The organism is Asaia bogorensis NBRC 16594 (genome assembly GCF_001547995.1).
GTDB lineage: Bacteria > Pseudomonadota > Alphaproteobacteria > Acetobacterales > Acetobacteraceae > Asaia > Asaia bogorensis.
In genome coordinates, this window is record NZ_AP014690.1 from 3,037,410 (window position 1) to 3,057,476 (window position 20,067).

The 20,067-nt window shown below is 61.0% G+C and carries 15 protein-coding genes and 1 tRNA gene; 11 read left to right on the forward strand and 5 right to left on the reverse strand.

Going from position 1 to position 20,067, the window contains the following annotated elements; translation table 11 throughout:
• Positions 1-5 precede the first annotated feature (5 nt).
• The 7 genes from Asbog_RS13330 (at position 6) to Asbog_RS13365 (ending at position 5,458) form a co-directional block, all read left to right on the forward strand.
• Positions 6-614, forward strand: a complete 609-nt coding sequence (locus Asbog_RS13330) for a Maf family protein (RefSeq protein WP_062165494.1) — start codon at positions 6-8, stop codon at positions 612-614.
• The gene (locus tag Asbog_RS13335) at positions 611-1,699 is read left to right on the forward strand and encodes a ribonuclease E/G (RefSeq protein ID WP_062165495.1); all 1,089 of its coding nucleotides are present in this window, start codon (positions 611-613) and stop codon (positions 1,697-1,699) included. Before Asbog_RS13330 ends, Asbog_RS13335 begins: the two co-directional genes overlap by 4 nt.
• Positions 1,696-1,881, forward strand: coding sequence for a DNA gyrase inhibitor YacG (locus Asbog_RS13340; protein WP_062165496.1), 186 nt, complete (start codon positions 1,696-1,698; stop codon positions 1,879-1,881). The genes Asbog_RS13335 and Asbog_RS13340 overlap by 4 nt, the downstream gene beginning before the upstream one ends.
• A 28-nt stretch (positions 1,882-1,909) precedes the next feature.
• Positions 1,910-1,985: transfer RNA gene (locus tag Asbog_RS13345), tRNA-Phe, on the forward strand.
• Positions 1,986-2,736: 751 nt separating this feature from the next.
• Positions 2,737-3,111 (forward strand): HAD family hydrolase, encoded by a 375-nt coding sequence (locus tag Asbog_RS13355; RefSeq protein ID WP_062165498.1) that lies wholly within the window; start codon positions 2,737-2,739, stop codon positions 3,109-3,111.
• Positions 3,108-4,730 carry a hypothetical protein gene (locus Asbog_RS13360; RefSeq protein ID WP_062165499.1) on the forward strand — a complete coding sequence of 541 codons (1,623 nt, stop codon included), beginning with the start codon at positions 3,108-3,110 and terminating at the stop codon, positions 4,728-4,730. The genes Asbog_RS13355 and Asbog_RS13360 overlap by 4 nt, the downstream gene beginning before the upstream one ends.
• Positions 4,730-5,458: a glycosyltransferase family 2 protein gene (locus Asbog_RS13365; RefSeq protein ID WP_062165500.1), complete on the forward strand. Its 729-nt coding sequence runs from the start codon at positions 4,730-4,732 to the stop codon at positions 5,456-5,458. Before Asbog_RS13360 ends, Asbog_RS13365 begins: the two co-directional genes overlap by 1 nt.
• Positions 5,459-5,511: 53 nt before the next feature.
• On the opposite strand, the gene Asbog_RS13370 is transcribed toward Asbog_RS13365, so the two are convergent.
• Positions 5,512-6,243 carry an SDR family NAD(P)-dependent oxidoreductase gene (locus Asbog_RS13370; protein WP_062165501.1) on the reverse strand — a complete coding sequence of 244 codons (732 nt, stop codon included), beginning with the start codon at positions 6,241-6,243 and terminating at the stop codon, positions 5,512-5,514.
• A gap of 92 nt (positions 6,244-6,335) precedes the next feature.
• On the reverse strand, positions 6,336-6,551 hold the full coding sequence (locus Asbog_RS13375; protein WP_062165502.1) for a hypothetical protein: 216 nt from the start codon (positions 6,549-6,551) through the stop codon (positions 6,336-6,338).
• A gap of 130 nt (positions 6,552-6,681) precedes the next feature.
• Between Asbog_RS13375 and Asbog_RS13380 the strand changes: the two genes are divergently transcribed.
• On the forward strand, positions 6,682-7,620 hold the full coding sequence (locus Asbog_RS13380; protein ID WP_231944591.1) for an AraC family transcriptional regulator: 939 nt from the start codon (positions 6,682-6,684) through the stop codon (positions 7,618-7,620).
• Between the two features lie 105 nt (positions 7,621-7,725).
• Positions 7,726-7,941, forward strand: coding sequence for a hypothetical protein (locus Asbog_RS14435; RefSeq protein WP_146926687.1), 216 nt, complete (start codon positions 7,726-7,728; stop codon positions 7,939-7,941).
• Between the two features lie 26 nt (positions 7,942-7,967).
• Here the strand turns inward: Asbog_RS14435 and Asbog_RS13385 are convergent, their stop codons facing one another.
• The gene (locus Asbog_RS13385; RefSeq protein ID WP_231944592.1) at positions 7,968-10,148 is read right to left on the reverse strand and encodes a protein-disulfide reductase DsbD family protein; all 2,181 of its coding nucleotides are present in this window, start codon (positions 10,146-10,148) and stop codon (positions 7,968-7,970) included.
• A gap of 10 nt (positions 10,149-10,158) precedes the next feature.
• Between Asbog_RS13385 and hrpB the strand changes: the two genes are divergently transcribed.
• Complete coding sequence (gene hrpB / locus Asbog_RS13390) at positions 10,159-12,687, forward strand: ATP-dependent helicase HrpB (protein ID WP_062166041.1); 2,529 nt, start codon at positions 10,159-10,161, stop codon at positions 12,685-12,687.
• A 230-nt stretch (positions 12,688-12,917) separates the two neighbouring features.
• Positions 12,918-14,369 carry a sugar porter family MFS transporter gene (locus Asbog_RS13395; RefSeq protein WP_083510890.1) on the forward strand — a complete coding sequence of 484 codons (1,452 nt, stop codon included), beginning with the start codon at positions 12,918-12,920 and terminating at the stop codon, positions 14,367-14,369.
• Positions 14,370-14,416: 47 nt separating this feature from the next.
• Here Asbog_RS13395 and Asbog_RS13400 read toward each other — a convergent pair whose 3' ends face one another.
• Both Asbog_RS13400 and ydiJ read right to left on the reverse strand, forming a co-directional pair.
• Entirely contained in the window at positions 14,417-16,663 is a 2,247-nt protein-coding gene (locus Asbog_RS13400; RefSeq protein WP_231944593.1) for a TonB-dependent siderophore receptor, read from the reverse strand.
• Between the two features lie 334 nt (positions 16,664-16,997).
• Positions 16,998-20,057, reverse strand: coding sequence for a D-2-hydroxyglutarate dehydrogenase YdiJ (gene ydiJ, locus Asbog_RS13405; RefSeq protein ID WP_062165504.1), 3,060 nt, complete (start codon positions 20,055-20,057; stop codon positions 16,998-17,000).
• Between the last annotated feature and the right edge of the window lie 10 nt (positions 20,058-20,067).

Consider the following 20,067-nt stretch of genomic DNA (forward strand, 5'->3'; position numbering starts at 1 on the left):
TTCGCGTGACAGACGGCACAAGGCCGGAGCTGGTTCTTGCCTCGGCATCGCCGCGACGGGTGGACCTGCTGCGACAGATCGGGCTGACCCCGGACCGCATCGACGCGGCCGATCTTGACGAATCGCCACGACAGAACGAGACGCCCCGCGCCTGCGTGGCGCGTCTGGCCCGCATGAAGGCCGAACTTGTCGCCATGCGCTGCCAGCAGGAAGCCCTTGTTCTGGCTGCTGACACGCTGGTCGCCGTCGGGCGCCGCATCCTGCCCAAGGCCGAAGACCGCGCAACGGCGGAACGCTGCCTTCGCCTGCTTTCCGGTCGTCGTCATACAGTCCTGACTGCCGTCTGCGTGCTACCTGCCGGTGGCTGGGCTGCCGGACGTGTGGTCGAACGTCTGGTCGAGACCGATGTGACGTTCTCCCGCCTGACAGAGGCGCAGATAGCGGCGCTGCTCGATCAGGGAGACTGGCAGGGCAAGGCTGGCGGCTATGCGCTTCAGGGTGCCGCAGCCTCTGTCATACGTTATGTGGGCGGAAGTCCCTCAGCCGTGATTGGCCTTCCCCTTTTCGAGACGGCCCAGATGCTGCGCGGCCAGCCCTGTCGCTTCATCGCATGATGGAATGTCGCATCGCCTGGTCACCGGGCGAGGCACGCATCGCAATTTGCGATGAGGAAAGACTTGTCGATTTTTCCCTGTGGCGGCCGGGCATGCCCGATGGCTATGGCGACCTCCACGCCGTACGCGTGCAAAAATCCGCGCCCGCCCTGGGCGGCGCTTTCGTGCTCCTTGGTGACAACAGCTCCGGCTTTCTCACCGGCACCCATGCCGAAGGAGCTCTGGTCACCGCTCGGGTGACGCGCAGTGCCCAGAATGGCAAGGGGCTACGCCTCAAGCCCGTCAGCCACACACCCACGGCGACCGAGCGCCCCGGCCTTGTTGCACGAGGCCCCTCACCGCTGGAGGACATCGCAGCGCGTTACCCGGACGCCGCATTGCTGTGTGACTCCCCAACCCTCATGGCCCTGATCCCTGCTGCCCTCAGGCCACGCATCACCCGTGTCAGCCACGCCTTCGACGCTGTGCTCGATGCTGAATGCGATGACCTGATGACGTCGCAGGCAGCATTGCCCCATGGCATCAGGGCAAGTTTCAGCCCGACCCCGGCACTGACCGCCATCGATCTGGATGACCCCCACCCCGACCAGCGTCGGCAGATGGACGGGTTCACGGCCAATCGTCATGCCTTTGCGGCTTTGGCGCAGCAGATACGCATGCGCAATCTCAGCGGGGCGATCCTGGTTGATCCGGCGGGTGTCCCCCTGCGCAAACGTCCGGCGCTGGGCAGGTTTATGGCCGAGGCGCTCGAAGGCGATCCGATGCAACCGCGCATGCTGGGCGCGACTGCGCTGGGTCTGCTGGAGATCGTTCGCACCAGGGGACGCGCGCCCTTGCATGAGTGCCTTTCCAGCCCCGGTGGCCGTGGCCTGCAGGCGCTGAGGCAAATCCTGCGCGACCGGCCAGCGAGGCCGACGGAACAGAGGCCCAACCCAACACCGGTTCTGCAGGCATCGCTGGCTGTCACACGCGCGTTGGAGGCGGACAATCAGGCTGTGGCACAGTTCTCGCTTGAATGGGGGGCACCGCTCACCCTGCACATGATGCCTGATTACCCTGACAGCTACTGGAGTTTCACCCCATGAGCCTGTGTCCCATCTGCCAGAAACCGACGCTCCACGCCTTCAGGCCATTTTGCAGCAAGCGCTGTGCCGATGTGGATCTGGGGCGTTGGTTCAATGAAAGCTACAGCGTTCCGGCCGTGGATGAGGATGAAGCCGAAAAAAACGGCTTTCCCCCGCTTGATCACCGTGACGGCTTGGAGTAAACCCCCTTTCACACCGTCAGGTGACGGTGCCCAAGTAGCTCAGTTGGTAGAGCATGCGACTGAAAATCGCAGTGTCACTGGTTCGATCCCGGTCTTGGGCACCATTTTTTCCCAGAAAATTCGAACTCGTGTTCTGATCTGATATCCCAGATCGCCACAGATGATCTGTCTCCCATGAGATATGGCGCGCGCGTCGTTCAACCAGTCTCGGATCCTGAAGATTCTGGTAGATGACTCGACGCAGCCGGCGGACAATCGAGGCCCACGTGAAACCCGCCGCCTGGCTGGGTACACCTGCTGTTCTTTTTATAAGAGCCCGATCAACCGCCCTGAAGCGACGAGAACGCAGGGACGCTCGTCGGCAGATGACGCCAGAAGCTGGGCCCGTCCACTCCCGATAGCCGCCAAGCGCAGGACGACAAGAACGGCTTTGTAGGAACGATCAAGCGGAGCCAGGAAAACGGGGAACTGCGTTGTCACCAGGCATGATGCATTATCGGACTTGATAAATGTGTGTGCCGCCTTCAGACACCACATGATAATATTATATTATTATGAGTAATATGAAATATTTATAGTAGAACTTAGCATGATAAGCTCTCGCAGCTTCAAATTTCCGATGACTACAAGGCGGGATACACGCCTGCTCCGTAAAGCGGACGGGATACGATCCTAACATAGGATGTCAATTCAACCACACAAATTGTCGTGTATCCTCGAGCCACTACACAATATTACATGAACTTATCCTGACTCCGCAGATACAAAGTTTTTCATTTCATCTGATCCTATGGTAATTCCAGCGAGAGAATCATAGATAGCTGAATCAATAATTTTCGGAGCTCGACCCTGGCTATGAAGCGTCTCGTTATTGATCTCGACGACACCCTCACCATCAGTAATCCTGATCTGTCATATAGCGAGAAGGAACCCAACCTTCCGCTCATTGCCAAGCTGCGCGAATACAAGGCGCAGGGATTTGAAATCCTGATTCAGACAGCGCGCAATATGCGCACCTATCAGGGCGCTGTTGGCAAGATCAATGCGAATACGCTTCCCGTCATTCTTGAGTGGCTGAAGAAGCACGACGTTCCCTATGACGAGATCTATGTCGGCAAGCCGTGGTGCGGCACCGAAGGGTTTTATGTCGATGACCGTGCCATCCGCCCCAGGGAATTTGTCACGCTCTCGCTCGCTGAAATCAATGCATTGATCGAATCAGGCAAATGAACCCCTCTTCCTCCATCGCCCTGATCATGTCCGGGGCCTATGTCACGCAGGAACTCGTTGCAGAGTTCGGGCAACTGCCACCATCCTTTCTGCCGCTTGGCGTAGGACGTCTCTATGACATTCAGGCGGACAGCCTGAAGGCGCAGGACCTCAATATCAGCCAGATCTATCTGGCTGTTCCCGAGAGCTATGAAGTTCCGGCCTATGATTTGCACAGGCTGGAACAGAAGGGGGTATCGTTGCTCCCCTTGCCTGACGGCATGTCCCTGGGTGAAGCTGTTGTCTATGCGATCAACGTTCTGAATGCCTATTCGGTCGGCATCCAGATCCTTCACGGCGACACGGTGCTCGGCACGATTCCAACCGGCCTCAATGTTGTCGCAAGCCACCGGGAGGGTGATGACTACTCCTGGGCGGTGATCAATCACGATGACGGCGCGATCAGCAGCCTCGAGACGATCGAGGCCACCAGCGAGGAAGACCTCGAGCGCCCGATTGCGTGCGGGTTCTTCTCGTTTTCGAACGGGGTCGAGCTTGTACGTGCCATCAGCCAGGCGCGTGGCAATTTCATCACGGGCCTCAATCTCTATATCAAGCGCCGCCCTCTGACCCTCAAGCAGGTCGATGGCTGGTATGATTTCGGCCATATCCAGACCTATTTCCGGTCGCGCCGCCTTGTTACCACCGCCCGCGCCTTCAATTCGCTGCAAATCACGCAAAGCACGGTTCGCAAGCTTTCTGAAGACCGCTTCAAGATGAAGGGCGAGGCCAACTGGTTCGAGTCCATTCCCGCAGCGGTGCAGCCCTATGCGGCCCGTCTGCTCGACAAGGGCGAGAATGACAGCCAGGCATTCTACACCACGGAATACCAGTACGCGCCCAACCTCTCCGAGCTCTACGTGTTTTCCTCCATCGGCCGCGTCACCTGGAAGAAGATCCTGACGAGCTGCTCGGAATTCCTTGAGCTCTGCGCCACCACCCATAGCGATGCACCGCGTGAGGCCTATTCGCGTCAGCTCATGGGTGGCAAGACTGTCGAACGCCTTGAGCGCTATGCCAGAGAGACAGGGTTCGATGTCACGCGCCCGCTGACGTTCAAGGGTCGTGCAATGCCGTCGCTTATGACCATTGCCCAGGAGATCGAGGCCCTCATCACGCATGACCCGTCGGCGCGCGCAACGCTGATGCATGGTGATTTCTGCTTCAGCAATATTCTCTATAATTCGCGCAACAGCCGTATTTCGGTCATCGATCCGCGTGGTTACGTGTTTGCGGACAAGCTCGAAATCTGGGGCGATTTCCGTTACGACATCGCGAAATTCTCCCATTCCGTCGATGGGCTTTACGATTTCATTCTGGCGGGTCGTTACACCCTGACGCAGCAGTCAGAGTACGATTTCGATCTGGAGTTCGATGCCTCGCCCCAGCGTGACTGGCTGCAGAATTCCTTTGCCGAAATGAAGATTGCAGGTCTGTCTACGGCAAGCCGAGAAACGCGCGCCATCATGACATCGCTTTTCGTTTCCATGTTGCCGCTCCATTCCGACCGGCCGGACAGGCAAAAGGCATTCATCGCCAATGCCCTTCGTCTGTATGCCACGCTTGAAGGACTTGCGTGATGATCGTCATCCCCATGGCTGGCCTCTCCAGCCGCTTCACCAAAGCCGGCTATCCGGTGCCCAAATACATGCTTCCCCTGCATGGCAAGAGCGTGTTCGCCCATTCGATCGAGAGCTTTTCAGCCTATTTCGAAAGCCACCCTTTCGTGTTCATCGCCCGCACGGTGGCCGACACGGAAGCTTTCATTCGTCGCGAAATCGAGGCGCTTGGCATTCGTGATGCGCGCATTGTCATTCTCGACCATGAAACTGCAGGCCAGGCCGAGACGGTGGAATTTGGCGTCAAGCAGGCTGGTATGTCTGCCGAGTCGCCACTGACCATTTTCAATATCGACACGTTCCGCCCCAATTTCCGCTTTCCCCAAGGGGCATGGTTCGGGAAGTCGGAGGGTTATCTCGAAGTGTTCCGTGGGTCGGGTGCCAACTGGTCCTATGTTGGCGCGGCGGAAAACAGCGATGAGCCGCTGGCCATTCGCACAACCGAAAAACAGCCGATTTCCGATCTGTGCTGTGACGGACTCTACCATTTCGCCCGCAGCGGCGATTTCCTGAAGGCGCTCGAACAGGAGCGTCTCACCCCGTCATCTCCTGAGCTTTACGTGGCACCGCTTTATAACCACCTGATCAGGGACGGGATGAAAATCCATTATGAAGTGATCCCGCCTGAGGCGATCACCTTCTGTGGGGTCCCTGCCGAGTACGAGGCCCTTCTGGCCGAGGCCGGATAACAGGCTGTCGCGTTGCCTTCTGCTCCGAAAAGGGCAGAAGGCAACGCTTCTGGTCAGGCGAGCAACCCGCCATCGACCGCAAGAGACGATCCGGTGATGTAGCTCGAACGCTCATTGACCAGAAATGACACGACATGAGCGATATCCTCGATCGCGCCATAGGCTCCGGTTGCTACGAAACGGGCCAGGATTTTCGCCGCCTCGGTGTCTGACGGGTTCATGGCTGTATTCACCGGCCCCGGTTCCACCACATTGATCGTGATCCCCCGATCACCCAGATCGCGCGCCACACCCTGGGCAAAACCGCGAAGGGCGGCCTTGGTGCCGGAATAGAGCGACAGACCCGGCAGCGGCGCACGACCGCCAAAAGCCGATCCCATCAACACAATACGACCGCCGGGCTGCATATGACGCACCGCGCACATGGTTTCGATCATCGGGCCACGGACATTGAGGTTGAGCACCTTCTCGATATCGCCGGTCGTGATCTCGTCAATCGTCCCTTTGGGGTACATGCCCGCATTGCACACCAGCACATCCAGGCGGCCGAAAACACGCACAGCTTCAGCCACGACTTTTTCATTGCCGGCAACGGTGCTGCCATCGGCCTGAATAGCCAGCGCCCTGCGACCCAGCGCCTCGACCTGCCTGATTGTCTCCTGCGCCCCGGCCATTTCACCGGGATAGGAAAAGGCGATGTCATAGCCTTCGCCTGCAAGCTGGCAGGCAATTCCGGCACCAATTCCACGGCTTGCGCCTGTCACCAAAGCAAGTTTTGCCGTCATTGATCAGTTCTCCCATTTTGAAAAAAGGCCAGATAGACATTCAGGCCGACATATCTGAGGGCGTCCGCAACGAAGATGAGATCCATCATCTTTCAGGCCTGGAGCAATCGGCAGGAGCGTTCGAGCGTCCTGTAATGCCGGCATAGGTCACGCAGAATAAGGCGTTTCTGCCCAGCCGAGAGACAGATCCTGCGTCGCTCGAGCTTTCTGATCTGCTCCCGCCAGACACGATATAATTGCCTCATCTGCCGTGACTGGGCGCGGATGGTCATGAGCCCCTTTGCGGGTGACATGGCGTGATCTGGCATGGCAGGCTCCTGATGCAGTGAAACTCCCGTCCTTGCGGAACAGGCAGACCATGCGCGTCCACACCGCAGAACCGTTATCTCTCGAATCCGCAAAACTTGCCTTATCGTCTCGAAGTCCTATACTGACGTGATGAGCCAACAAGCTGACGCAACCATGCTGGGCGACGTGCAGTCCCTCGTGCGCGCCCATTGTCCGCGCAAAAGCACCCGCACGGCTGTCGATTTCCTGACGCTGTATCGCTCGGAAACCACGACCGACCCTCTGCTGGTCGTCTATGAGCCGCGCCTGTACATCATCATTCAGGGGGCAAAAAGGATCAGGATTCACAAGAGCAGCTTCGACTACGACCAGAACCATTATCTCGTTGCGACGGTGGATCTGCCTCTTTCAGGGCACATCACACGCGCTACGCCCGAGGCGCCTTATCTCGCCGCCTGTATCGCCTTCACGCCTGAGGAAATCGCCAGCGTGATTGCCGAAACACGGGCTGACCCGGGCCTCAGATCCCCCCTGCACACCAGTCTTGGCCTGAGTGCCGTGACCCCCGATCTGCTCGACGCCCTGCGCCGTCTGCTCATCGCCCTCGGCAATGATGACGACCTTACCTTTCTGGCACCCATGCTCAAGCGGGAGATCATCTATCGCGCCCTGCAGGGTGATCAACGCCACGTCCTGCACGAGATTGCCGACCAGAAAAGCGATGCATCACGCATCAACCGGGCGCTCGCCCATATGCGCGCCCATTTCATGGAAGAGACCGAGGCCTCGACCCTTCCCGGTCTTGCAGGGATGGGGCGATCAACGTTCTATCGCAAGTTTCAGGAGGTAACGGGGCTATCGCCCGTGCAATATCGCAAGCGCCTGCGCCTCCAGGAAGCACGACGCCTGATGCTGTATGAAAACCGCCTTGCTGCCGATGCCGGTTTTGCTGTGGGCTATGAAAGCCCCTCGCAGTTCACCCGCGAATACCGGTCGATTTTCGGTATGCCACCCCATCAGGATGTGTCGCGCATACGCGCCATCGGCATCGAGCGATATCGGGAGCTGAATGAGGCTGTCTGGGTGTAAACCGCTTGCGGGCTTGCCGTTATCGGCTCAGCCCCTAGAATCGGCAAGATCGCGCAGGGGCCCTGACAGTCCCACGGTGCGACACGAGAACAGCCAAGGTGTCTCATGAGAATTCTTCCCCTGCTCGCTGCCATGCTGCTGCTGGCCTGCTGCACCCATCCCCACCCACCAGAGGACGACACCCGCGCCGGGCTCCTGCGTCCAGTGACGGGGACGGGAACCGGGTCAGGCGGTACATCCGTCAGCATGAAGGGACCATCCGGCCATGGTCCGCATGGTCACATGTATATGGGCTCGGGCTTTGGTGCTTCCACGCCCTGACGCATGGATGACCCGGGCTGGCGATCCTATTTGAGAACGTCCAGCACCTCGGAAACAGTCAGGATCTGCGGCAGGATCACACCCTCCTTGTGGGGGGCATAATAGACATAGAGCGGCACGCCATCGCGCTCATGCGCACGAAGATAGGCGCTTATGGTCTCGTCACGATTGGTCCAGTCCCCCTTCATGTATGTTACGCCCCGCGCAGCGAAGGCCTTCTGCACGGGCGCCGCCTGCAGGGCAACGCGCTCATTGACCATGCAGGTGATGCACCACGCCGCCGTCATGTCGATAAAGACAGGCTTGCCAGCATCGCGCAGCGAGGCGAGCCGATCGGGTGAATAGGCCACGACGCCATTTTCGCTATGGGCGACAAAGCTGGGCGAAGCTGCCTCGCTATCGGCAACGCGCACAAGACTGGCGCCTGCCAGCAGCACGACAACAACGGCCACAGCCCGACCGATAACGACCCAGGGGGTTGCACCCCTGATCATCGCCTCGCGTTGCGTCAGGCCGAACAGCCAGGCTGCCAGCCCCAGCGCAACCGCGCCGCCCAGCCCGACTGGCAGGATCATGGCGCCACGCTGCACACAGGCAACCCAGAAAAGCCAGACTGCCGTTCCCAGAAGCGGGAAGGCAAGAACCTGCTTGAGAATGGCCATCCAGGCACCGGGCTTTGGCATATGCCGGGCCAGGAACGGAATGGTGGCAATCGCGACATAGGGCGATGCCAGACCGAACCCCATGGCGAGGAACAGCATGAGTCCTGCCCATGCCGGTCCACCCAGAGCCGCCGCAATGGCAGCCCCCATGAACGGCGCCGTGCAGGGCGTGGCCACGACCACAGCCAGCAGCCCCGTCAGCATGTCGCCCCATATGCCGTGGCGTGGCGTAACATCCTGACCGAGACGTCCTGCCGTTACCTCGAAAACACCCAGCAGGTTCAGGGCCATCATGACAAGCAGCCAGGCTACACCGAGCACAAAAACGGGCGACTGGAACTGAAAGCCCCACCCTGCCGCCGAGCCCACGCTGCGCAGCACGATCATGGCGACACCCAGCGCGGCAAAACTGCCCATCACGCCGGTCATATACGCAAGCGCACTGCTGATCTGCTCATGGCGATGCGACCCGCCCAGACGGGCAAGCGAGAACGCCTTCATGGCCAGAACCGGGAAGACGCACGGCATCAGATTGAGAATCAGCCCACCCAGAAAGGCAAAGATCACCAGTTGCCAAAGCGCCGTATGCGAGGGAGCCGTCGCAGACGAGGCCACTCCCGCGACGGGAAGGGTCACACCCGCACCCGCACGTTGTCCGGCCGCCTCTGTGCCGGGGCTGGTGCTGACCCACAGAGCTGTCTGCTGCCCCGCCTGATCCTGAAGCACCACGATACCATCAAGCGTCGCGGGTTTATGCGCTGCGTCGATCCAGTGAAGGCCAAGCGACACCTTGCCCTGACTGACTTCCAGCTTCTGCGGAGCAACCTGATCGATCACGCCGGTAACGGAAGGCATGAACCAGGCCCGGCTGACGCTCTCGCCCGACAGCCCCTGACCACTCAGGGTCAACGTGGCGTCTGATGTCGTTGTCGCTGCAAAAGGTGACGGCATGGGGCTTGCCTGCGCCGCCTTGACGAATAGCGGCCCCTCGGCGGCACTGTTGGGCGCGGCATTGCCTGAAGGCAGGGTCAGGCTGAAGTCACCCGATTCAGGCACACAGGTTGCTGCGCATACCAGCCATTCCGCATGGGCCTTGAGTGTCACCTCACCCGCCTTGCCCTCCAGCTTCAGGGTCTGGGGCAAAAGCACGTCACCCGTATAGGCGTAGGACATCAGCCCCCCTTCGCTGATGCGTACTGGGGTGGGAAAGCTGATCGACTCGCTCTGGCCGGTCATGGCTCCGCTGGCCGTGGTTTTCAGCGTCGGGGGTTCGCCCGCATCACCGGCATTGAGCCAGTAGGTATGCCATCCCGGCTTGAGCTGAAGACGCAGCCCGACATGCAGATCCCCCCCGGCCGTGACGCTGTCGCGGTCAGTCACCAGGGTGGCAGTGTCATGGGCCGAGGTGACGGGGGCACTCTCGGCGGCAAAGGCAGGAGTAGAACCGAAAGCGAGCAGGGTGAGGACAAGAGGAGACAGCTTGCGCAGCATGAGACCAATCGCTGTGAAGGAAGAGAATTGCCGACCGCCCCGCGGACGCGCCATAGAAGTCATTATGACCGGTCCCCTATTGCCCGCCAATCTCATTTCGCTTCCCGTTCTTCCTGTCTGTGCTGCCCTGCCCGAGCTTCAGGCCGTGCTCGATGCCGGACGCAATGCCGTACTGGTTGCGCCGCCCGGCGCAGGCAAGACCACTTTGGTGCCGCTTCATCTTTTACAAGCCCCCTGGCGCGAGGAAGGACGCCTGATCGTCGTCGAGCCCCGGCGTGTTGCCGTGCGTGGGGCCGCCCATCGCATGGCCGCCCTGCTGGGCGAAGCCACAGGCCAGACAGTCGGTTATCGCACGCGCACGGATTCGGCTGTGAGCGCGGCCACCAGAATCGAGGTGGTGACAGAAGGGCTGCTGCTGCGACGCCTGCTGACCGACCCGCTGCTCGAGGGCGTGTCGGCCATTCTGTTCGACGAGGTGCATGAACGCTCGCTCGATCTCGATACAGCGCTTGGTTTCGCGCTCGATCTGCAACGCACCATGCGCCCCGAACTCCGTCTCGTGGCCATGTCGGCCACAACGGATGGGCGAGCCTTTACCTCTCTGCTCGATGGCGTCCTGGTCGAGAGCGAAGGCCGCGCCTTTGCGCTGGACATACGTCACGCCAGACGGGACATCGCAGCCCTGCGCGAACTGCCCGATGTCATGGCGCGCACCATACGCAGCCTGCTGGCTGAGGAGGAAGGCGATATTCTGGCCTTCCTGCCCGGTGTCGGCGAAATCAGGCGCTGTGCCGCAGCACTGGCTGATGCCCCGGCACTGATCGTCCCCCTCTATGGTGAACTCGATACCCGCGAGCAGGATCTGGCCCTCAAACCTGCCGAAAGGCGCAAGGTGGTGCTGTCCACCTCGATTGCAGAAACCTCGCTCACCGTACCCGGCGTCCGTATCGTGGTGGATGGCGGATTTGCCCGTGCGCCGCGTCTCGATGCCGGGTCCGGCCTGTCACGGCTCGAGACCATGCGCATCTCGCGGGCCACGGCGACACAGCGTGCCGGGCGCGCCGGACGCGAGGCGCCAGGCATTGCGGTACGTCTGTGGACAGAAGCCACTGGCCGCGCCCTGATTGCCCATGATCTGCCCGAAATCCAGACCAGCGACCTGACCGGCCATTGCCTTGACCTTGCTGCATGGCACGAAGTCATGGGCACGCCCCCAGCCGCTGTGCCTTTGCTCGATACACCGCCTGCCGGTGCCTTTCAGGCCGGCTGCGCCCTGCTTACGGCGCTCGGGGCATTGGATGAGGCAGAAAAGATCACGCCGCTAGGCGCCGCTATGGCACGGCTCGGCGCACAGCCCCGTCTGGCTGCAATGATGTGCGCAGCCCGTACCCCACCCGAAAAGGCCACCGCCGCCGCCCTCGCCGCCCTTCTGGAGGAACGCGACCCGCTGCGCCCGCGTATCGTCCCCGGTCAGCGCAGCCCCTCGGTACCCGCCGATATCCAGACGCGTCTTGGCCTGATCGAGGGCGCCGAGCATCACCCCCATGCCGACCGGGCGAGCCTTGCCCGCATCCGGCAATCCGCCCAGCGCTATCAGAAGCGCCTCGGGCTGAGCCAGCGTCTTGCGCCCGACCCCGCCAGCGCGGCGGCCCTGCTTGCCGCAGGCTTTCCGGATCGCGTAGCCATGGCCGCGGGCGAAACGGGACGATATCGCCTGTCGGGAGGAGGATCGGCCCGGCTGAGCGCCATCGACCCGCTGGCGCGCGAAACCCTGATCGTAGCCCCTGCCCTTCATGTGCGTACGGCAACCGAAATCTGCCTCGCCGCCCCGCTCGATCTCGATAACCTGCCTGCAACCTTGCTGGCCCGTACGGAAGACCAGGTCGAGACCGCGCTTGATACGACAACCGGCAATGTCATTGCCCGCAGAAGGCTTCGCCTTGGCAATCTGGTGCTGCGCGACCGTTCTGCCCCGGCAAAGCCGGAGGAGGTGCAGGCGCTGTTGCTGTCACGCATACGCGCCGATCTGGCTGGCAGCCTCGCCTGGTCCGAGTCATGCCAGCAATTTCGTGCCCGGCTCGCCCTGGCGCGGGCCCATCTCGATGAGACCCTGCCTGCCGCCGATGACGAAACCCTTGCCGCCACTCTCGATGAGTGGCTGCTCCCCTATATCGATGGCATGACGAAACTCAGCCAGATACAGGCGCTGGACCTGCTGCCCCTCCTGCGGCAACGCCTCGACTACACCCAGCTCAAACAGCTCGATCAGGCTTTACCGACGAGCCTCATCCTGCCCGGGGCACAACCCGCTATCGATTATCGCGATGCCACACCCACGATCTCGGCCCGTGCTCAGGCTTTCTACGGGCTGAAGGAGACACCACGCATCGCCAATGGGCGCATCAAGCTGCAATTTGCCCTGTTGTCACCTGCCGGTCGCCCGCAGGCCATCACTGCCGATATCGCCGCCTTCTGGACCACGGGCTGGGCCGACATGCGACGCGACATGCGCGGCCGTTACCCGAAACATGACTGGCCGGAAAACCCCGCGACAGCCAGCCCGCCCCCGCCCAGACGTCGACGCGACACCTGACCGCCTCACGCGATTCGTCACACAGAACGTGACTATCGAACCACGAAAATGTTACGCGTGACGCTGTGATACCCGATCCACCTGACGAATCCTGAAATTTATCCGCACCGGGCCGGTTGAAATCACACGTCGAGACCCTTTCGTAACGAAATCTTGTCTTTCGCATCGAAAATATCTCTCACACCACTTGGGCACGGATCGCCTGGATGATCCGCGTCTGAGAGGCCATCATGCGTTCGACTTACCCGGCAGGCACGTCCGGCACAGCCCTTGAAAACAACACCCACTCAGGGCAGGCGGGGCACCGACGCGTGTTCATCGCGTCCTGCGTGGCAGGTCTGGCGGGTATTCTCTTCGGCTATGATCAGGGCATCATCTCCGCGGCACTCCTGACACTGGGGGACAGCTTCACTCTCGGCACGCTGGGCAAACAGGCTATTGCCGCAGGCATGGTTGCCGGCGCCTTGCTGGGATGCATGGCCGCAGGGCCTCTGTCGGACCGACTGGGACGTCGCATGGTGGTCGGGCTATCGGGGGCGCTGTTCCTGCTTGGCTCTATCGGCTCGGCAATGGCCATGTCCCCTACGGAACTGACGCTGATGCGGCTGCTGCTTGGTCTGGCCGTCGGTGCCGCCAGCCAGATCGTGCCCGTCTATATCGCTGAACTGGCGCCAGCTTCACGACGGGGGCGGCTCGTCCTGCTGTTTCAGCTGGCCATCGTTAGCGGCGTCCTTATCAGTTCGCTGATCGGCTGGTGGCTGAGCGGCAGCCCCTTGCTCATCCGACTGCTCGACCGGGGAGGAGACTGGCGCATGATGGTGCTCATCGGTGCCATTCCCGCGCTGATGCTGCTTGTCGGGCTGGTTTTCCTGCCCGAAAGCCCGCGCTTTCTTGCCGCTAAGGGCCGACGGGACGAGGCCATTGCGATTTTGCGCAGCCTCCGGGGTCCCGGTGAGGACCCCGAGGCCGAAATGCGTGACATTGAGGGTGCTGCGCAGGAACAGGGGAGCTGGCGCCTGCTTTTCTCGCCCCGGCTCCGCCCGGCCCTGATTGCCGGGACCGGCCTGGCCATGTTCAGTCAGGTAACCGGCACAAATGCCGTCCTGACCTATGCCCCGACCATCCTTTCCGGCGCGGGGTTCGACCGCAATTCTGCCTTGCTCATTTCGCTGGCCATTGGCGTGGCCATCACCGTTGCGACGGTGTTCGGGTTCTGGGCCGTGGATCACTGGGGGCGTCGTCGCCTCATGCTGCGCGTGCTGCCCGGATCGATCCTCGCCCTGATCGTTCTGGCCGTCGTGTTCTTCGGCGGCGACCCGCAGGGTATGGGGCGGTTTTTCGCGGTGGCTGGCCTGATCCTGTATGTGCTTTGCACGCTGGGGAGCATCAATGCCTCGCTCTGGCTGGTAGGTGCCGAGGTCTTTCCGCTCGCCGTGCGCGGCAAGGGCATGGGCCTTGTCACCGTCTCGCACTGGTCTTTCGATCTGCTGATCTCGATGGTGACCCTGTCCATTATCTCGATGATCAGCGTATCGGGCACCTTCCTTCTCTTCGCAGCCCTGACCACTCTGGCCTGGATCTTCATCGAGCGCCGTATTCCCGAAACAAAGGGCCGCTCGCTTGAAGCCATTGAACGCAGTCTGAATGAGGGTGACTTCCTCTCACAAAAGACGACCCACTGAGCGAGAGGTACGAAGGCGACCCGTCGGGATGTTACCGTCGCGCCGCCTTACCAGCGCTGCGACAGGGTCACGAATACCGCGCGCCCGGGCGCCCAGGCGCAGGCAACATCGCGGGTGCACATGGCTACATATTTGCGATTGGCGATATTGGTGCCGTTGAACTGCACACGCGTGCGCCCCCGGTCGATATGGGCCTGCAAATCCCATACGAGCTGCGAAGGCACGGAAAACGTGAGGGGAATGGAGCCCGCGGTATTACCCGTGTAGCGCATGCCCGCCCCCAGACCGGCCTGCCAGAGCGCCGAAAAGGCAACGTCACGCTTGAGAAACAGCGACGCCATATGGGAGGGAATTGCCACAGGCCGCTGCCCAACCTGCGCTGCCACTGTCGAGCGCATCACACGCGGATCCTGATAGGTGAAGCTTGCGATGAAATCGATCCTGTAGGGCAGACGGCCCACGCCCTCGAACTCGAAGCCGCGTGTTCTCTGCCGCCCGGTCTGCACGCTGAAAGACGAATTGGCCGGATCGGCTGTCAGGACATTATCCTGCACCAGATTGAAGAAATCAGCCGTGAGCATGAAATTGTCCACACCACGCAGGGGTTTGACCGGCTTGTATTTGACACCCGCCTCGATCTGCTTGCCCGTGGTCGGCACGAAGGCCGAACCACCGAATGTCGTCCCGACCTGGGGCTGGAATGACGTCGCGTAGGAAACATAGGGGTTGAGCCCTATGGAAGACTGATAGACCAGCCCGACCCGCCCCGTGAAAGCGTTGTTGTTTTGCGGTGTCCGCCCGCCATTGAGATTATTGACCGTCATGCTCTGGGTGAAATCACCGCGGCCCGACAGGGTAAGATACCAGCGCTGCCAGTTGGCCTGCTCCTGCGCATAGATCCCGGTATCTGTTTCCGTCTCGTTTGTGCTCGTGGTGGTGCCATAGCCTGGCCAGGTGATGGCGCGATAAACCGGCTTGTAGAGATTAAGCGCGGGGGCTGCGCGCTGGCCGCGGCGATTGGCCAGAAAATCACTACGGAAATCAACGCCTGTCAGGATTTCATGATGAATGCCCCCCGTATGGAAGGTCACTGCCGACCGCGTATCGAGGGTGACGTTGTTGTAATTGCCCTGCTGGTTGAGCGCGGTGCGATTGATGCTCTGTTTATCCGCTGAAAGTGACGAGGTGGTCACGAAACGGTAGAGCACGTCGAGATGCGCGTAACGCATGTTTTGCGTGATGGTCCAGTTGGGCAGGATGTGCCGGACAAAATTATAGCCAACCGCCACCTGACGCTTTGAGTAGACATCATAGTCCGCATCGCTGCTCAGGAAGTTGCGGGCGATCTGGCCCCAGCGCGAGGGCAGAACGGTCCCGACAGCCGGCAGGAATTGCGCCGTCGACCCGGCATCGAGCTGCTCGAAACTTGTGAGCAGGGTGAGCGTGGTTTTCTCATCAGGGCGCCAGCTCAGTGAGGGCGCCACATATATCTCGTTGTTCTTGATATTGCGTGCGTAGGTGTCCGACTTGCGTATCAGCCCGTTGAATCGCCAGAGCAGGGTCTTGCGGGCATTGAGCGCGCCGCCGACATCGACCGCACCCTGAACACGCCCGTAGGAACCGGTCTGGAAGTCGATCTCATTGACCTGATCCGGATGCGGACGCTTGCTGACAGCATTGATGATACCCCCAAGCTGCCCCGACCCGTAGAGGGCCGAAGATGCCCCGCGCAAGACATCCATCTCCTCAAGCCCCCAGGGCTCGATGCTGAAACTCTGCGATGTGCTGGCATCAGGGGCACGTGTGCCATCGAGATAGATATCGGGCGTGAACCCGCGGATCGTGCCAAAATAGCCGCGCGGGTCGTCCTTCGACCCGTAATCCGAAACGCCTGCTGCGTAGCGCACAGCCTCGGACAGGCTGCGGGCGTTGAGCACGCTCATACGTTCCTGTGTGATGACCGTGATATTCTGTGGCGTCAGCTCCAGCGGCGTTGAAGTCTTTGTGGCGCTGCTTGCGGCAGCGGGAAGAAAGCCCCCGCGCGTGCCCGCCACACGAATGGTCTCGTGAACGCCCTGATGATCTCCCTCATGAGCTCCTTTAGCGGACTGAGCTTTTCCTGCCCGAGATGGCGCGGCTGGCTGTGCAAGTGTGATCCTGTTCTGCCCCGCCCCTTCATGAAGGGGCGACGCCTTCTCCGGCAGGGTTTGGCGTTCCTGAGCGAGCGCACCCGGCACCATTGCCGCCGAAAGGAGTGAGGACAGACACAAGGCGGCACGCAGGGAAACGGACATCAATCTACCGAAACAGACAAACAGGGGAACAAATGAGAACGTTTCTCATTTGCATTGAGGTTCCCTTAGAAACCGCTAGCCTGCCTGTCAATCAAGGCGATCAGGGTCCAACCGCCCTTGTGGCCGTCACGACACGTTTCGACCTCAGTTCGTGTCCATGTCTGTGTATCCAGCCTTCGCTACGAGCGGGTTGAGCGGGGAACTGGCTGCCTTTGACTAAGCGGCGTTGCCTATCCCATTGGTCATGGAAAGGCCTGACGCATCTCGCCATGAGACGGCCGCATGATCCGGCTCCGTGATGACGGCGCGTTTCACATTCTGGCGCCTCACGCAATCAGACCGGACGCGTGGACTCCGGTGCAATGTCACGCAGACGATCCAGCAGGGCTACGAGCGGATGATCGAGCCGTGCCCCGCGGAAGCGCTTGACCTGACTACGGCACGAATAACCGCTGGCCAGCACAATTTTCTCACCCTGTCTGTCCAGATGCGGCCCCCAGGACTGCTCGAAAATCACGCGGGACGTTTCCACATTGCGCGCTTCATGACCGAAGGTGCCGGACATACCGCAGCACCCCGTCTTTTCCAGCTGCAAACCAAGGCCAAGCCGCGCAAACAGGGCCTGCCAGTCTGCTCCCGAACCCGTCAGGGCTGTCTTTTCCGTGCAGTGCCCAAGAAACACGAAACTGGCCGCTGCTTGCGGAGCGTCCTGCATCCGGGGCAAGGCATGCAACAGAAACTCCTGAGGCAGTTGCACCTCAGGCAGAGCCTCAAGCCCGGCAATCTTGCGGTATTCCTGCCGGTAGATCAGCGTCATGGCAGGATCGAGCCCGACAATCGGCACCCCGAACGAGGCCAGTATGCGCAGCCATGCGGCATTGCGACGCGCCTGTCGGGCAAACAACCCAAGAAAGCCATGCACATGCAGCGGCTTGCCGCAGGCCAGGCTCTCGGCAAGATAGACCCTGTAACCGCAGCGCGCCGCCAGCTCGATAAACGCCTCGACAAGGTGGGCCTCGAAATGACGGGTGAACAGGTCCGGCATCAGAATGACAGACCCTGCCCTCTCTGCCTCGGTCAGGGCCACCAGGCGCTCTGGTGTGGCAGGCTGCACGTGCCAGCGACGGCAGGTTTCTGCCAGTCCGCTGCGTGACAGAGACGGCATATCGACAAGGCCAAGCAGGGTTTTACCCAGCGCGGCCATCGGCTTCAGGCTGACCACGGCATTATAGAGACGCCTCATACGCGCCATGAGTGGCAGGGTATATTCGATCAGCCCCACGACATAATCGCGCAGCGGGCGGGCATAGCGCTGGTGGTACAGATTGAGAAAGCGGGAGCGGAAATCAGGCACATCGACCTTGACCGGGCACTGGCTGGTGCAGGATTTGCAGGCCAGACAGGTGGCGAGACTGTCATAGAGCTGATGCGAAAAATCGACCGGTGTGTTCTGCCTGCGTCGGAACTGCGCCGAGACGCGACTGAGCAGACTTGGCGTATGCGCCTCCAGCGCCGCCGTATCCACACCCGCGCCAGCCTGCAGGCGTAGCCACTCGCGCATGAGCGAGGCGCGCCCCTTGGGGGAGAAACGCCGGTCACGCGTTGCCTTCCAGGACGGGCACATCGGATCGTCCTGATCGTAATTGAAGCATGCGCCATTGCCGTTGCAGTGCAGCGCCGTGCCATAACCCTGCCAGACCGGATCGGGAATCTGTCGATCCTGCGCCCCGCGCATCGGCACGTCATCAACACGCAAAAGCGGTGCTGAAGCGCCCGGAGGGGCTGCGATCTTGCCGGGATTGAGCTGGTTATGCGGGTCGAACACTCCCTTGATCTGTTCAAGGCAGGGATAAAGCGGGCCGAACACATCCGGCACATATTCCGACCGCACCCCCTTGCCATGCTCTCCCCACAGCAACCCGCCATAACGGCGTGTCAGACGATGCACGGCGTCACTCAGGGGGCGAATCAGCGCAGCATCATCGGGGTTGCGCATGTCGAGCAGGGGGCGGACATGCAGCACGCCGGCATCCACATGGCCGAACATGCCGTAATCCAGCCCATGCCCATCGAGAAGCGCCCGGAACTCGGCAATGAAATCCGCCAGTTTTTCCGGCGGCACAGCGGTATCCTCAACGAAGGGCTGGGGCCGCGCCTCCCCCTGCACATTGCCGAGCAAACCCACAGCGCGCTTGCGCATGGCATAGACCTGCGAAACTGCCGCGCGGCCTACGGCCAGCGTATGGCCACGGCGACGTACCGTCTGATCCTGCCGCAGATGCTCCAGAAAGCCCTCGACCTGCCATTCGAGTTCGGCCTCATCATGACCGGCAAACTCGACCAGATTGAGCCCCTTCGCAGGGCCGGCCTCATCCTGCGGGAAATAGCTCTCGACCGAGCTCCAGACGAAATCCTGCATGGCAAGGCCAAGCACTTTTGAATCGATGGTCTCGATCGAGAGCGGCTTGAGCCCGATCAGCGCGCGCGCGTCGCGCAGTGCATCCATGAAACTGTCGTAGCGGATATTGACCAGGATACTATACGGCGGAATGGCCAGCAGATTGAGTTTCGCCTCGGCCAGAAATCCGAGTGTCCCTTCCGATCCACAGAGCAGGCTGGTCAGATCGAACTGTCCGGCTTCATTGCGCAGATGACGCAGATCATAGCCGGTCAGACAGCGGTTGAGTTTGGGGAACATCTCCTCGATCGTGTCGCGCTCACGATCATGGATCGACGCCACGCAATCATGGATCTGCGCCACGCGGGAACGACCCTGACGGCGGACCGCCAGTTCGCTCTCATCAAGCGGTGAGGTATCAAGCACGTCGCCACCCACGAGCACGGCCGTAACACCGAGCACATGGTCGCGTGTCTTGCCATAGGTGCAGCTTCCCTGCCCACTGGCATCGGTACTGATCATGCCGCCGATCGTGGCACGGTTGGATGTCGAGAGTTCGGGGGCGAAGAACAGCCCATGACGGGCAATGGCCGCATTGAGCTGGTCCTTCACCACGCCGGGCTGCACCCTCACCCATTTCTCCTCGACATTGATTTCGAGGATAGCGTTCATGTGTCGGGACAGGTCGACCACGATGCCATCGGTGAGGGATTGGCCATTCGTGCCCGTTCCGCCGCCACGCGGTGCAATGGTGATACCGCGCCAGACGGGCTCGCCCGCAAGCCGGGCCAGTACGATCAGATCCTGCCTGTGCCTCGGAAAGACCACGGCCTCGGGGTGACGCTGATAGATGGAATTATCGGTCGCGTGGACCAGACGCGTGTCATGCGTCGTGCCGATCTCGCCCTCGAATCCCTGCTGACGCAGTGCCGTGAGGAAAGCGGCATGATCCGCCGCATTGCCTGGGGTCTTGTCGAGAACAGCAATCATGGTCATGGCCGGTCAT

What these genes read in the sequence shown, in the direction of transcription:
- Asbog_RS13340 (WP_062165496.1), top strand. Translation starts at nt 1,696, where the DNA reads ATGAGCCTGTGTCCCATCTGCCAGAAACCGACGCTCCACGCCTTCAGG.
- Asbog_RS14435 (WP_146926687.1), top strand. Translation starts at nt 7,726, where the DNA reads ATGAGAATTCTTCCCCTGCTCGCTGCCATGCTGCTGCTGGCCTGCTGC.
- Asbog_RS13385 (WP_231944592.1), bottom strand. Translation starts at nt 10,148, where the DNA reads ATGGCGCGTCCGCGGGGCGGTCGGCAATTCTCTTCCTTCACAGCGATT.
- Asbog_RS13355 (WP_062165498.1), top strand. Translation starts at nt 2,737, where the DNA reads ATGAAGCGTCTCGTTATTGATCTCGACGACACCCTCACCATCAGTAAT.
- Asbog_RS13360 (WP_062165499.1), top strand. Translation starts at nt 3,108, where the DNA reads ATGAACCCCTCTTCCTCCATCGCCCTGATCATGTCCGGGGCCTATGTC.
- Asbog_RS13395 (WP_083510890.1), top strand. Translation starts at nt 12,918, where the DNA reads ATGCGTTCGACTTACCCGGCAGGCACGTCCGGCACAGCCCTTGAAAAC.
- Asbog_RS13365 (WP_062165500.1), top strand. Translation starts at nt 4,730, where the DNA reads ATGATCGTCATCCCCATGGCTGGCCTCTCCAGCCGCTTCACCAAAGCC.
- Asbog_RS13380 (WP_231944591.1), top strand. Translation starts at nt 6,682, where the DNA reads ATGAGCCAACAAGCTGACGCAACCATGCTGGGCGACGTGCAGTCCCTC.
- Asbog_RS13335 (WP_062165495.1), top strand. Translation starts at nt 611, where the DNA reads ATGATGGAATGTCGCATCGCCTGGTCACCGGGCGAGGCACGCATCGCA.
- Asbog_RS13370 (WP_062165501.1), bottom strand. Translation starts at nt 6,243, where the DNA reads ATGACGGCAAAACTTGCTTTGGTGACAGGCGCAAGCCGTGGAATTGGT.
- ydiJ (WP_062165504.1), bottom strand. Translation starts at nt 20,057, where the DNA reads ATGACCATGATTGCTGTTCTCGACAAGACCCCAGGCAATGCGGCGGAT.
- Asbog_RS13375 (WP_062165502.1), bottom strand. Translation starts at nt 6,551, where the DNA reads ATGCCAGATCACGCCATGTCACCCGCAAAGGGGCTCATGACCATCCGC.
- hrpB (WP_062166041.1), top strand. Translation starts at nt 10,159, where the DNA reads ATGACCGGTCCCCTATTGCCCGCCAATCTCATTTCGCTTCCCGTTCTT.
- Asbog_RS13400 (WP_231944593.1), bottom strand. Translation starts at nt 16,663, where the DNA reads ATGTCCGTTTCCCTGCGTGCCGCCTTGTGTCTGTCCTCACTCCTTTCG.